This window comes from Alistipes sp. UBA6068 (genome assembly GCF_949428155.1).
GTDB lineage: Bacteria > Bacteroidota > Bacteroidia > Bacteroidales > Rikenellaceae > Alistipes > Alistipes muris.
Window position 1 is genome coordinate 218,586 of the sequence record NZ_CASQFS010000001.1, and the last position, 12,728, is coordinate 231,313.

The window sequence follows — 12,728 nt, forward strand, 5'->3', positions numbered from 1 at the left end:
CGCAACTTTCCGGCGAATTCGCTGCGGCGGAAAGTTGGCGGATGGGGAAAAATAATTACCTTTGGATGACAAAAAAGCATTTTATGAAAATACGCATAGCCCTTTGCCAGGTAGACATGGAGTGGGAACATACGGCCCGCAATCTGGAACGGCTGGAACCCGTCGTCGCGGCGGCCGAAGCCGACGTGGTGGTGCTGCCCGAGATGTTTGCGACGGGGTTCAAGCTGCGGCCCGCCGTGGTGGCCGAACCGCAGGACGGACTGGTGGTCACAACGATGCGCCGCTGGGCCGCGACTTATAAGAAAGCGGTGGTAGGGAGCGCCGTCATCGCGGAGGAGGGCACCTACCGCAACCGCATGTTTTTTGTGAAGCCCTCGGGCGAAACCCAATGGTACGACAAGCGCCACTTGTTCCGTCCGGGTGGCGAGGGCCGCGACTACACGCCGGGCGACAAACGCGTGGTGGTGGAGTACATGGGATTCCGCTTCCTGCTGCAAATCTGCTACGACCTGCGCTTCCCGGTGTGGAGCCGCAGCCGGGGCGACTACGATGCCATCATCTACTGCGCCTCGTGGGACAACAAACGGCGCGACGCGTGGTGCGCCCTGCTGCGGGCGCGGGCCATCGAGAACCAATGCTACGTAATCGGCGTGAACCGGGTGGGGACCGACCCCGACGCGGTGTATATCGGCGACTCGCAGGCGCTGGACTACCTGGGCCGCACGATAGCGGGTGCCGACAGCGGCGAATGGACGATGGCCGTGACGCTCGACCTGGAGCAGCAGCGCGCGTTCCGCGAATCGTTCCCGGCATGGCAGGATGCCGACGATTTCCGGCTGGAACCTTGAGAAGTTCGGCCGGATTGTGCTATCTTTGCCGCTTGGCGGCTCCGGAGCCAATAAACCGGGGCTGCGGTACGTTTCTCTGCCGATGAAAGAAGATACGATCAAAATACTGGGTGCCCGGGTCCACAACCTCAAGAATGTCGACCTCGAAATTCCGCGGCGCAAGTTGGTGGTGGTGACGGGACTGAGCGGTTCGGGCAAGTCGTCGCTGGCGTTCGACACCATCTATGCCGAGGGCCAGCGCCGCTACATGGAGACGCTGTCGACCTATGCGCGGCAGTTCGTGGGGACGATGGAGCGGCCCGACGTGGACAAGATTACGGGACTGAGCCCGGTGGTGGCCATCGAGCAGAAGACCACCAACAAGAACCCCCGCTCGACGGTGGGCACGGTGACCGAAATCAACGACTTTCTGCGTCTGCTCTATGCGCGCGCCTCGCGTGCCTATTCGCCGGTCACGGGCGAGGAGATGGTCCACTATTCGGACGACCAGATAGCCGGCCTGATAAGCAAGGACTTTGCGGGGCGGAAAATAGCCCTGCTGGCACCCGTGGTCAAAGGCCGCAAGGGCCACTACCGCGAACTTTTCGAGACGCTGGCCAAGAAAGGCTACCTCTATGCCCGCATCGACGGCGAAATCCGCGAAATATCGGCGGGAATGCGGCTGGACCGCTATAAAATCCACACCATCGACCTGGTGGTGGACCGGATGACCGTGAGCGACGACGCCCGCGACCGCATCATGACCTCGCTTAAGGAAGCGCTTCGCCAAGGCAAGGGAACGATGGCGCTGTACGACTACGGCACCGACGAACAGCGCTTCTATTCGCGCCACCTGATGTGTCCCTCGACGGGAGTGGCGTTCGAGGACCCGGCGCCGCACACCTTTTCGTTCAACTCGCCCAAGGGGGCCTGCCCCCACTGCAACGGACTGGGCGAGGAAGCGGTCTTCGACCTGGCGAAAATCATCCCCGACAAACGCCTTTCGATTCGCGAGGGGGCGGTCGAACCGCTGGGCAAGTATCACAACAACATGCTTTTCGCGACGCTCGAAATGCTGGGGCGCCGCTATGATTTCACGCTCGACGACCCGATGGAGACCCTCTCCGACGCGGCGCTTCATGCCTTGCTGTACGGCGATTCGGAGCCGCTGACCGTGGACCTTTCGCAGTTCAGCGCGCCCTCGGGCGGGCGGCAGTTCCTGTCGTGGGAGGGGGTGGCCGAATTCATCGGCCGCAGCGAAGACGACGAGACGGCCCGCGGCCGCAAGTGGCGCGAACAATTCCTGGTCTATAAGACCTGCTCGGCGTGCGGCGGCTCGCGGTTGAGGTCCGAAGCGTTGCAATTCCGCATCGGCGGCAAGAACATAGCCGAAGTGTCGGCCATGTCGATCGACGAATTCGCCGGGTGGGTGGACCGCATGGAAGAGATGATGTCCGAACGCGAGTGGCGCATAGCGCAGGAAGTGGTCAAGGAGATCCGCGAGCGGCTGCGCTTCCTGCGCGAAGTGGGGCTGGGCTATCTGTCGCTGGCCCGCTCGTCGCGGTCGCTGTCGGGCGGCGAAAGCCAGCGCATCCGGCTGGCGACGCAGATAGGCTCGAAGCTGGTGAACGTGCTCTATATTCTGGACGAACCCTCCATCGGTCTGCATCAGCGCGATAACCAGCGGCTTATCCGCAGCCTGGAAGAACTTCGCGACGCGGGCAACTCGGTCATCGTGGTGGAGCACGACGAGGAGATGATGCGTGCGGCCGACTTCATTGTGGACGTGGGTCCCAAGGCCGGGCGTCGGGGCGGCCACATCGTAGCGGCGGGCACGCCGGACGACATCTTGAAGTCCGATTCGGTGACGGCCGACTATCTGACGGGCCGCCGCCGCATCGAAATCCCCGAAAAACTGCGCGAGGGCACGGGCGAAAGCATCGTAATCCGGGGCGCACGGGGCAACAACCTGAAAAACATAGACGCCGAATTCCCGCTGGGCAAACTGATTTGCGTGACGGGAGTGAGCGGTTCGGGCAAGTCGACCCTTGTGAACGAAACGTTGCGCCCGATTCTTGCTAAAACGTTTTATAGAGCGCTGGACCGTCCGCTGGAATACGATGCCATCGAGGGCATCGAACATGTGGACAAATTGGTGGTGGTCGACCAGTCGCCCATCGGCCGCACGCCGCGCTCGAATCCGGCGACCTACTCCAACGTGTTCACCGACATCCGCAAGCTGTTCGAGCTGACGCCCGATGCGCAGATACGCGGTTTCAAGGCGGGGCGTTTCTCGTTCAACGTCAAGGGCGGCCGCTGCGAAGAATGCCGCGGAGCGGGGGTGCAGACCATCGAAATGAACTTCCTGCCGGACGTCTATGTGACCTGCAAGGCGTGCGGCGGCCACCGCTACAACCGCGAGACCTTGGAGGTGAAGTACAAGGGCAAGTCGATAGACGACGTGCTGAACATGACGGTCAACATGGCGGTGGAATTCTTCGAGAACATACCGAACATCTACCAGAAACTGCGCGCCATACAGGAAGTGGGGCTGGGCTATCTGACGCTCGGGCAGCCCTGCACGACCCTCTCGGGCGGCGAGAGCCAGCGCATCAAACTGGCGTCGGAACTCTCCAAACGCGACACGGGCCGCACGCTCTACATTCTGGACGAACCGACGACGGGCCTGCATTTCGAGGACATCCGCCTGCTGCTGGAGGTGCTCAACAAGCTGGTGGACCGGGGCAATACGGTCATCGTCATCGAGCACAACCTCGACGTGGTCAAGGTTGCCGACCATATCATCGACATCGGCCCCGAGGGCGGTGTCGGCGGCGGCGAGGTCGTCGCCACGGGTACGCCCCACGAAGTGGCGCAGTGTTCCCGCAGCCACACCGGGCAGTTCTTGAAAAAGATGGGGCTGTAAAAAGGTGAAAGGCGAGGAGAAACGCGAGAGACGAGCGGTGAAAAGTAAGGAGCGGGCCTGCTGAAGCGAAACTGCGGCGGAGCGTTGGCACCGAAATTGCAGAGAGTCTGTAATCAAACCAATTACAGCCATGAAAAAAGCAGTGATAATCCTGAGCGGCCTGCTGCTGTGCGCCGCCGCGGCGACGGTGATCGGCCAGAAGAAGATGCTTTCGCCCAAGGAAGAACGCCGCGAAGTCCGCGAAAAACGCCGTGCGGAACGCATTGCGAACTACGAGAAGATGATGGACTCGCTGGTTCTCTCGCGCAACTTCCAGTTCAATCCCCAGACGATGCAGCGCCAGCCGGCGGGCCCCATGCGCCAGATTGTCAACCCCTCGTTCAACGTAGGCATCTGGGACGGCACGGCCGACATCTGTCTGCCCTATATCAAAGGCTACGTACCGCCTTACTACACGACGGTAATCAACTATACGGTATCGGACCTGCAAGGCTACACGACCGAACAGACCCACGAAGGGTGGATGGTGACGTTCAACACGTCGCTCTATTCGGCGGGGACCTACACCTTCACGTTCGAGATATTCTCCCGCACGGGCGGTGCCAATCTGACGATCAGCAACCCGTGGTACAACCCGGTGCAGTATACGGGTTCGATTTCGCAGCTCTACTGACATGAAGTTTCTTTGCCTGCCCGGCGCCGTGCTGCTTGCAGCCGGTGCCGTTTTTGCGCAGACGCCGGAATTCTCGATAGGCACGGCCGCGGCGGACAGCGTACCGCAGACTACCGTGGTGCCGGTACAGGAGGCGCCTGTGCATATCGTGGAGCACACGACGGTCTACGAAAAGCCGACGGGCCGCATGACCCGTCCGGAGCGCCGGGCCTACCATGCCGAACGGTATGCTGCGCGGATAGATTCGCTGGTGCAGTCGCGCAACTATCTGTTCTATCCCAACTCGATGCAGCAACAGCCCGGGGGACTGATGCGGTCGATTTATGCCGATTACTTTTACTTCGGGCTGCTGACGGACCGGGTGGAAGTGCATCTGCCTACGGAGACGGGCGTGACGCAGTATGTGTGGACGCTCAATTTCGACGCCGGACCCATCCGCGACTATCGGACGGTGCACACGCAATACGGCTGGGGCGTTTCGTTTGCGTTCAATGACGGAGACGACGCCTACCAGGCCGAACTGGCCGTGTCGACCGTGACGGGAGAGACGATTCTGCTGCTCACGACGCCCGATGCGACGATGCGCTACGTAGGCTGGCTGTGGGACTAAACTTTGTAAATCAGCGCGACGGCCGAAACGGAAACACCCTCTTCGCGCCCCTCGAAACCGAGATGCTCTGTGGTCGTAGCTTTGACCGAAACCCGGTCATCGTCTACACCCATAGCACCGGCGAGCGCGCTGCACATGGCGCCGATGAAGGGCCGCAGCTTGGGCCGCTGCATGCGGACGGTGCAGTCGACGTTGCTGATTTCAAACCCCTTTTGACGGAGAAGCGCGGCGACGCGCTGTAACAGAATCTTGGAATCTATGCCCGCGTAATCGGCGGAGGTGTCGGGAAAATGCTCGCCGATGTCGCCCAGGGCGGCGGCACCCAGCAAGGCGTCGCAGATGGCGTGAATCGCCACGTCTCCGTCCGAATGGGCGACGAACCCTTTGGCGAAAGGAATTTCGACCCCTCCCAACACCAGCTTCAAGCCGTCGGCCAGCGCGTGCACGTCGTAGCCGTGTCCTATTCTGAAATCCATATCCGGAGTTTTTGATGCCCGAAGTTACGAAAAATTCCCGGTCCGCCAACCGTCCGCCAACGAAAACGCCGTGCCCCTTTCGGGGCACGGCGTTTTGCGTAAGCGAGAGGACAGCCTATCGGTTGGCGTACATGTCGTTGTAATAGTTTTCGTAGGCCCCCGAAGTGATGTTGTCGAGCCACGGCTGGTTGTCGAGGTACCACCGCACGGTCTTCTCGATGCCCTCCTCGAATTGGAGCGAGGGTTCCCAACCCAGTTCGCGCTGGAGCTTGCGGGAGTCGATGGCGTAGCGCATGTCGTGTCCGGCACGGTCGGTGACGTAGGTAATCAAGTCGAGCGACGCCCCCTCGGGATTGCCCAGCAGACGGTCGACGGTGCGGATAAGGACCTTGACGATGTCGATGTTCTTCCACTCGTTGAAACCGCCGATGTTGTAGGTCTCGGCAACCTTGCCGCGGTGGAAAATGGTGTCGATGGCGCGGGCATGGTCTTCGACGTAGAGCCAGTCGCGGACGTTCTCGCCGCGGCCGTAGACGGGAAGCGGACGGCGGTGGCGGATGTTGTTGATGAACAGGGGTATCAGCTTCTCGGGAAACTGATAGGGTCCGTAATTGTTGGAGCAGTTGGTGACGATGGTCGGCATGCCGTAGGTGTCGTGGAACGCCCGCACGAAGTGGTCGGACGAAGCCTTGGACGCCGAGTAGGGCGAATGGGGATTGTACTTGGTGGTCTCGACGAAGAATTCTTCGCCGTAGGGGCCCCGGCCGTCGGCGTCGCCCTCGGGGCGGGTGAGCTCCAGCGCACCGTAGACCTCGTCGGTCGAAATATGGTAAAACAGCTTGTCCTCGTACTTTGCGGGCGACGATTCCCAATGGACCTTGGCGGCCTGGAGCAGCGAAAGGGTCCCCATGACGTTGGTACGGGCGAACGTGAACGGGTCCTTGATGGAACGGTCCACGTGGCTCTCGGCGGCGAGGTGGATGACCCCGTCGACGGAGTATTCCTGCATGAGGGCGAGCATGCGGTCGAAATCGACGATGTCGGCCTTGACGAAGAGGTAGTTGGGGCACGCCTCGATGTCGGCCAGGTTGGCCAGGTTGCCGGCGTAGGTGAGTTTGTCGACGTTGATGATGCGGTAGTCGGGATATTTCCGGACGAAAAGCCGGACGACGTGCGAGCCGATGAACCCGGCGCCCCCGGTGACGATGATATTGCGCTTGAAATTCATGGTTATGAATTCTGTTCGGTTAAGTTGCTGATACACACTCGGAGCGAATCGGTCCAATAGGGAATCCGCACGCCGAAAGTCTGCTTGAAAAGGGTTTTGTCGAGGACCGAGTAGGAGGGTCGGACGACCTTGGAGGGGAATTCCGAGGAATGGCACGGCTGGATGTCGCACGCGGTATGCCCGGCGATTTCGGCAATCATGCGGGTGAAGTCGTACCACGAACAGACACCCTCGTTGGAATAGTGGTAGACGCCTGTACGGCCCTCGAACTTGCGGTTCTCCATGATGTCGAAGATGGCTGCCGCGAGGTCGTAGGCGTAGGTGGGGGTTCCGGTCTGGTCGAAGACGACTTTCAGCTCGGGCTTGTCGGCGGTGAGGGCGAGCATGGTTTTGACGAAGTTCTTGCCGAATTCGCTGTAAAGCCAGGCGGTGCGGATGATAAGGTGCCGGCACCCCGATTCGATGACGGCCTGCTCGCCGAGCAACTTGGTGCGGCCGTAGACCCCGGTGGGGTTGGTCGGCTGCTGTTCGGTGCAGGGGGTGTTGTTGAGGTTGCCGCCGAAAACGTAGTCGGTCGAAATGTGGACGAGAAGCCCGCCGACCTTGTTCATGGCGACAGCAAGATTTCTGACGGCCGAAGCGTTGAGCAGCTCGGCGAGGGCGGCATCGTCCTCGGCCTTGTCGACGTTGGTATAGGCGGCGCAATTGATGATGGCCTCGATATGCTCGTTCTGCACGGTTTGCAGCACGGCGTCGGCGTCGGTGATGTCGAGCTCGGCGACGTCGGTGAAGAGGTAACGGTCCTTGGAATGCTGTGCGACGAGACGGAGCTCACTGCCCAACTGGCCGTTGGCTCCGGTGACCAGGATATTCATAGGTAGAGGTTTTCAGCGTAATCGAACGGCGGCTCGATGTCGGCGAGCCGGGGATGGCAGGCATCCTTGTCGGAGAGAACCGCATCGGCGGCGGGAATGCGCCAGTCGATGCCCAAGGCGGGATCGTCCCAGGCAATGGCCCCCTCGGACTGCGGGGCGTAGAAATTGTCGCATTTGTACTGGAACACGGCCCGCGGCGAAAGCACGGAAAAACCGTGGGCGAACCCGCGGGGAATGAAGAACTGACGGTGGTTGTCGGCCGTGAGCTCGACGGCGACGTACTTGCCGAACGTGGGCGACCCGCGGCGGATGTCGACGGCGACGTCGAGCACGGCCCCTTCGATGACGCGGACCAACTTGGACTGGGCGTGGGGCGGTTTCTGGAAATGCAGGCCGCGCAGAACGCCGTAGGACGAGCAACTTTCGTTGTCCTGCACGAAACGGACGGTGCGGACCTTGTCGCAGAACTCGCGCTCCGAATAACTCTCGAAGAAATAACCGCGGGCGTCGCGGAAGATACGGGGTTCGAGGATGACAACGCCCTCGATGTCGGTGCGGATGACTTCCATGGTCAATCAAGATTGGTATATTGGGTCCGGTCGAGCTCGTCGACCACCTTCAACAGATATTTGCCGTATTCGTTCTTGAGCATGGGCTGTGCGAGCTCAATCATCCGCTCGCGCGAAATCCAGCCCTGCCGGTAGGCGATGCCCTCCAGGCAGCCGATTTTCAGCCCCTGCCGCTTTTCGAGCACCTCGACGTAGATCGAAGCCTCGGCGAGTGAATCGTGGGTGCCCGTATCGAGCCAGGCGAAGCCGCGCGGGAGGGTCCGGACCTTGAGCTGCCCGTCTTGAAGGAACTGCTGGTTGACGGTGGTGATTTCGAGCTCGCCGCGCGCGGAGGGCTTGATGCAAGCCGCGACGTCGACGACCTTGTTGGGGTAGAAATAAAGACCTACGACGGCATAATTGGACTTGGGCTGCCGGGGCTTCTCCTCGATGGAAAGGCAGTTGCCGGCCGCGTCGAACTCGGCGACGCCGTAACGCTCGGGGTCGTCGACCCAATAACCGAAGACCGTAGCCTTATTCTCCTTTTCGACGGCGTCGACCGCTTCGCGGAGAATCTGCGAGAACCCGGCGCCGTGGAAGATGTTGTCGCCGAGGACCAGGCAGACCGAATCGCTGCCGATGAACTCCCGGCCGATGATGAATGCCTGGGCCAGGCCGTCGGGCGAGGGCTGTTCGGCATAGGAGAAGCGCACGCCGTAATCGCTGCCGTCGCCCAGGAGCCGCCGGAACGCGGGCAGGTCGTGGGGCGTGGAGATGATGAGGATGTCGCGGATGCCGGCCAGCATCAGCGTCGAAATGGGGTAGTAGACCATCGGCTTGTCGTAGATGGGGAGCATCTGCTTGCTCACGCCCTTGGTGATGGGGTAGAGCCGCGTCCCCGACCCTCCGGCCAGAACGATTCCTTTCATAGAACTTATGCCGTTTTGAATGTGATGTTGTCGGTACGGATAATAATAGAAATGATTCCTATTCGGATTCTTTCAATATATGTTTGACCCAGGATGTGATAGAATACTTATCATAAATATCCTTGTTCACCTCCGTATAGGGCGTATTTAAGAAGCCGTTCGGAACAACCGGATTGTTTCGGTCTACGACCAGGATATTGTTGGGATTGTAAAAATCGTAGTTTCTGATGTCCTGGTTGGTTGTTATTAATTTTCTTTTCGCCCCCAAAGTTTCCAGACACCGCAAGGTCAGCCCTATTTGCTTAGGATGCTGAACGTCCATGACGATCCGGCTTCTTCGATACAAATCGAGCAAGGACTTTTTTGACAAAGGCACGAAATGTACCGCCTTGGATGAAATCCCTCGCATTTCCCGGTTCTGAAATTTGTATTTGTAGAACATGATTTTCCCTTGAAAGAAAAAATAAGTGAAGCATTTTCCTCCGAAGGCTTTTATTTGTTCTGTTATGGAAGTGACGAACCGGAAACGGTCGCTGTGGGTAGTGCCGACGAACAGACAATCGTAGTCGTACGGACCGGGGTATGTTCCGACCTCCTTGTATTCGTCGAAATAAAAGAGCGGCAGAAACGAAAATCCCATTTTTTCGCAATCCGAACGGTCGAACGAAAAAACACGGTCGAACCGCCCCGACAGATTGACGGCATTGGGATTGTTGGCGATGGAATCCCAATAATACATGATGGTTCGGGCTTCCGGATGCAATCGGAACAGAAAGTCGAGATTGTGCCGGGAGAAAGATTCCCCCTTGATGAAAAAGATATAATCGTATTTCTTGTCCTTGGTCGTCTCGATTATTTTTTTGTGGTAACGGTTGATATATCCGGCGATTAGATTGCGGTTAATACGAATGAGCGCCTTGACGATGAAGCTGTTTGCAGGGCGTTCGTCGTAGAAATCGACGGTCGCACCGAGGGCCTCCATAGTCTGGGTGATGTTCTCGGGAATCCCGAAAGTACGGGCGGACAGGAACAGAATTCTTTTGTTCTTCAGCGGCATATTCCGTTATTTATATAACCCTTTGTCCTTCATTTCCCGGATAGAAAGCTCGTAGTTGTCCTGCTGGACGGGCTGACGGTCGACCCAGCGGGTAAATTGCTGGATTCCGGCATCGAACGACCACTTGGGCTCGAAGCCGAGCATCTTTCTGGCAAGGGAAATATCCGCATAGTTATGGCGTATGTCCCCCAGCCGGTAATTGCCGCTGACGGTAACGGGGACATCCACACCGTAACACTTTTTCAAAGTATTGGCGACCGTAAGCACATCCGTAGCGACACCTGTCCCGATGTTGAACGCATGACCGGATATTCCCGGAACGGTCAACCCAAGAATCGTAGCATCGACAACATCGTCGATATAGACGAAATCCCGGGATTCCTTTCCGTCCTCGAAAATATTGATTCCGTTTCCGTTCTTGATGCGGGTGGAGAAGATGGAGAGTATGCCTGTGTAGGGATTGGAAAGCGATTGCCCGGGGCCATAGACATTCTGATAACGGAACGAGACGGATTCGATGCCGAGACTTTTGCAGACCATGTGCACCAACTGCCCCTGCACCTGCTTGGTGATGCCGTAGACGGACCCCGGATGGATTGCGGAATCTTCGGTGGTTCCTACGAGCTTGAGAGGCTGGCTGCATCCCGGATATTTTACCTCGAAATCGCCGTTTGCCATGGTTTCTTCCGGCCGTTCTTCCGGATAGACGAACGTACCCAACTCGTCGCTCCAATAACGTCCCTCGCCGTATATGGCCCGCGATTCCGCAACGACGACCCGTTTTACCCGGTGGGGCTCGTTGGCGAGAATGTCCAATAATAGGGCGGTACCTCCGATGTTGACTTCCACATATTTCTGAATTTCATACATGGATTGTCCGGTTCCGGTTTCCGCTGCCAGATGCAGGACGAGGTCTACTCCTTCGAGCGCTGTTTGCCAATCCTGCCGGCTGGTAACAGAACCTTTGATGAACCGGACTTTTTCCCGGATGTTTTGGTACAAAGGAGATGTCGTTTCGGGGGTCTGTCCATGAATCTGCGGCGACAGATTGTCGAGAACCACAACCTCATGTCCTTGCGAAACAAGTTTGAGTGCAGTATTGGAGCCGATGAAGCCGGCTCCGCCGGTGATGAGTATTTTTGACATTCGAGTTGAGTTGTTTGGAATCGGGAGTGCCGGTGCTGTTCGCTGGCTATCTCCGGATTTTTATGCAAATTGTGAAGATAAAGATAATGAAACTTTGGCTTGCAAGCAAAAAACTTATGGAATCCGAAGAAAATTATATGGAATCAGGAATCGGTCTTTTCCCAGCGTTTTATCTCAAAGTTATACTTTTTTATCACTTTCGCAGGAGAACCTGCGGCAATGGTATAATCGGGAAGGTCGCCGCAGACAACAGAATGGGCTCCCACAATACAACCCTCTCCGATTGTCACCCCGGGCATGATGAAAACGCCTTCGCCCAACCATGCGTTGGCTCCGATTGTGACGGGGGCCGTATGATATGGCCGGTCGATGGGCGGAACAGTCGGGGGCGTATCCTTTTCCGAACCCTTATAATAGCCGTGGCTGCTGTCGGAAATATATATGTGGCTCGCCATTAAGGTATTGTCTCCGATTACGACCTTTTCCATAGCGGAAATGTGCACATAGTCGTTGATTTGTACGTTGTTCCCGAATATGATTTTTTTGTCGCGGTTTCCGTTGGTGGAAAAGGCCTCGATTCTGCAACCTACTCCGGTAGTCAGATTGCTGCCTAAGTCCACGAATTCCCCCCCCCTTAAATCGAGCGGGAAACGTATCAGACGGGCTTTCGGCGATAATAGTTTCGTACGCAGAAGCCAAAAGGCTAATTGCAGCTTTTGGCGGAATGAGTAGCTGTTTTTCGGCATTGGACAAGTCGTTGAATTACAAGTAGCAGCAATTTGATGCGGTAACTTATTTGTTTGGACAGCGGAAACGTGCTGCGACGGGCGGATTGCGATGTGTTGGAATCGTGGCGCCGAAAATAGATCAGAGGTGTCCGGATAAATTCTACCTTGCCCTTGATGTCGGCGAGCGAGCCTAACCAGCCGTCGTGATATACCGGCAATTTGTCGGGCAGAGGCAAAGCGTATTCGAGTATGGAGCGCCTGAATGCTTCGCAGGCTCCGACGTAACTGTTGCACAGGAGATTTTTCCAGAAGCCGGATGCGGACCCTCTCATTTCAAAGAATGAGGGGTGCAGGATATGCAGATTGCCGTCGGTCACGTAGCAGTCATGAACGACCAGGTGGGCCGTCTGAAGCGCCTGGAGACAGATGTTTACCTTGCCGGGCAGCCAAACGTCGTCTTGGTCCGAGAGGAAAATGTAATCGCCTTGCGCATGTTTCAGTGCATTCTCGAAATTGCCGTTGGTCCCGTGTTTGCCCGTGTTGCTGATTATTTTGATTCGGGGATCGCTGAAAGAACGGACGATGGAAAGAGTGGCGTCGGCCGAACCGTCGTCGGAAACTATAAGTTCGTCCTTGTCGTCCAATTGCGCAAGAATGGAATCTATCTGTTCCCGGATATATTTTTCACCGTTGTAGGTGGCCATG

At 57.7% G+C, this 12,728-nt stretch carries 13 protein-coding genes; 4 read left to right on the top strand and 9 right to left on the bottom strand.

What is annotated here, in order from left to right; all coding sequences use genetic code 11:
* Positions 1 to 83 precede the first annotated feature (83 nt).
* The 4 genes from QVG21_RS00930 (at position 84) to QVG21_RS00945 (ending at position 5,036) form a co-directional block, all read left to right on the top strand.
* Positions 84 to 848 (top strand): nitrilase-related carbon-nitrogen hydrolase, encoded by a 765-nt coding sequence (locus QVG21_RS00930; RefSeq protein WP_287921208.1) that lies wholly within the window; start codon positions 84 to 86, stop codon positions 846 to 848.
* A gap of 82 nt (positions 849 to 930) precedes the next feature.
* On the top strand, positions 931 to 3,753 hold the full coding sequence (gene uvrA / locus QVG21_RS00935) for an excinuclease ABC subunit UvrA (RefSeq protein WP_287921210.1): 2,823 nt from the start codon (positions 931 to 933) through the stop codon (positions 3,751 to 3,753).
* A 130-nt stretch (positions 3,754 to 3,883) separates the two neighbouring features.
* The gene (locus QVG21_RS00940; protein WP_251213566.1) at positions 3,884 to 4,426 is read left to right on the top strand and encodes a DUF4251 domain-containing protein; all 543 of its coding nucleotides are present in this window, start codon (positions 3,884 to 3,886) and stop codon (positions 4,424 to 4,426) included.
* A 1-nt stretch (position 4,427) separates the two neighbouring features.
* Positions 4,428 to 5,036 carry a DUF4251 domain-containing protein gene (locus tag QVG21_RS00945; RefSeq protein WP_287921212.1) on the top strand — a complete coding sequence of 203 codons (609 nt, stop codon included), beginning with the start codon at positions 4,428 to 4,430 and terminating at the stop codon, positions 5,034 to 5,036.
* Here the strand turns inward: QVG21_RS00945 and ispF are convergent.
* From ispF to QVG21_RS00990, 9 genes are all read right to left on the bottom strand, one after another.
* Complete coding sequence (ispF, locus tag QVG21_RS00950) at positions 5,033 to 5,512, bottom strand: 2-C-methyl-D-erythritol 2,4-cyclodiphosphate synthase (RefSeq protein ID WP_287921214.1); 480 nt, start codon at positions 5,510 to 5,512, stop codon at positions 5,033 to 5,035. The genes QVG21_RS00945 and ispF overlap by 4 nt on opposite strands.
* 115 nt (positions 5,513 to 5,627) lie before the next feature.
* Positions 5,628 to 6,740, bottom strand: a complete 1,113-nt coding sequence (gene rfbB, locus QVG21_RS00955; RefSeq protein WP_251213569.1) for a dTDP-glucose 4,6-dehydratase — start codon at positions 6,738 to 6,740, stop codon at positions 5,628 to 5,630.
* Positions 6,741 to 6,742: 2 nt separating this feature from the next.
* Positions 6,743 to 7,615: a dTDP-4-dehydrorhamnose reductase gene (gene rfbD, locus QVG21_RS00960; RefSeq protein WP_287921216.1), complete on the bottom strand. Its 873-nt coding sequence runs from the start codon at positions 7,613 to 7,615 to the stop codon at positions 6,743 to 6,745.
* The gene (rfbC, locus tag QVG21_RS00965; protein ID WP_287921218.1) at positions 7,612 to 8,184 is read right to left on the bottom strand and encodes a dTDP-4-dehydrorhamnose 3,5-epimerase; all 573 of its coding nucleotides are present in this window, start codon (positions 8,182 to 8,184) and stop codon (positions 7,612 to 7,614) included. The genes rfbD and rfbC overlap by 4 nt, the downstream gene beginning before the upstream one ends.
* Before the next feature lie 2 nt (positions 8,185 to 8,186).
* A complete protein-coding gene (rfbA, locus tag QVG21_RS00970) occupies positions 8,187 to 9,092 on the bottom strand; it encodes a glucose-1-phosphate thymidylyltransferase RfbA (protein ID WP_287921220.1) in 906 nt (301 codons plus the stop codon).
* A gap of 58 nt (positions 9,093 to 9,150) precedes the next feature.
* Positions 9,151 to 10,149, bottom strand: coding sequence for a WaaS/CpsH family glycosyltransferase (locus tag QVG21_RS00975; RefSeq protein ID WP_287921222.1), 999 nt, complete (start codon positions 10,147 to 10,149; stop codon positions 9,151 to 9,153).
* Between the two features lie 6 nt (positions 10,150 to 10,155).
* Positions 10,156 to 11,295, bottom strand: coding sequence for an NAD-dependent epimerase/dehydratase family protein (locus tag QVG21_RS00980; RefSeq protein ID WP_287921224.1), 1,140 nt, complete (start codon positions 11,293 to 11,295; stop codon positions 10,156 to 10,158).
* Positions 11,296 to 11,438: 143 nt separating this feature from the next.
* Positions 11,439 to 12,041, bottom strand: coding sequence for an LbetaH domain-containing protein (locus tag QVG21_RS00985; RefSeq protein WP_287921226.1), 603 nt, complete (start codon positions 12,039 to 12,041; stop codon positions 11,439 to 11,441).
* Entirely contained in the window at positions 11,999 to 12,727 is a 729-nt protein-coding gene (locus QVG21_RS00990; protein ID WP_287921228.1) for a glycosyltransferase family 2 protein, read from the bottom strand. The genes QVG21_RS00985 and QVG21_RS00990 overlap by 43 nt, the downstream gene beginning before the upstream one ends.
* Position 12,728 lies beyond the last annotated feature (1 nt).

Bases quoted from the DNA above. Each gene is read 5' to 3' on its own strand.
- QVG21_RS00985 (WP_287921226.1), bottom strand. From the start codon at position 12,041: ATGCCGAAAAACAGCTACTCATTCCGCCAAAAGCTGCAATTAGCCTTT.
- rfbA (WP_287921220.1), bottom strand. From the start codon at position 9,092: ATGAAAGGAATCGTTCTGGCCGGAGGGTCGGGGACGCGGCTCTACCCC.
- rfbB (WP_251213569.1), bottom strand. From the start codon at position 6,740: ATGAATTTCAAGCGCAATATCATCGTCACCGGGGGCGCCGGGTTCATC.
- rfbD (WP_287921216.1), bottom strand. From the start codon at position 7,615: ATGAATATCCTGGTCACCGGAGCCAACGGCCAGTTGGGCAGTGAGCTC.
- QVG21_RS00990 (WP_287921228.1), bottom strand. From the start codon at position 12,727: ATGGCCACCTACAACGGTGAAAAATATATCCGGGAACAGATAGATTCC.
- QVG21_RS00945 (WP_287921212.1), top strand. From the start codon at position 4,428: ATGAAGTTTCTTTGCCTGCCCGGCGCCGTGCTGCTTGCAGCCGGTGCC.
- QVG21_RS00940 (WP_251213566.1), top strand. From the start codon at position 3,884: ATGAAAAAAGCAGTGATAATCCTGAGCGGCCTGCTGCTGTGCGCCGCC.
- uvrA (WP_287921210.1), top strand. From the start codon at position 931: ATGAAAGAAGATACGATCAAAATACTGGGTGCCCGGGTCCACAACCTC.
- ispF (WP_287921214.1), bottom strand. From the start codon at position 5,512: ATGGATTTCAGAATAGGACACGGCTACGACGTGCACGCGCTGGCCGAC.
- QVG21_RS00975 (WP_287921222.1), bottom strand. From the start codon at position 10,149: ATGCCGCTGAAGAACAAAAGAATTCTGTTCCTGTCCGCCCGTACTTTC.
- rfbC (WP_287921218.1), bottom strand. From the start codon at position 8,184: ATGGAAGTCATCCGCACCGACATCGAGGGCGTTGTCATCCTCGAACCC.
- QVG21_RS00930 (WP_287921208.1), top strand. From the start codon at position 84: ATGAAAATACGCATAGCCCTTTGCCAGGTAGACATGGAGTGGGAACAT.
- QVG21_RS00980 (WP_287921224.1), bottom strand. From the start codon at position 11,295: ATGTCAAAAATACTCATCACCGGCGGAGCCGGCTTCATCGGCTCCAAT.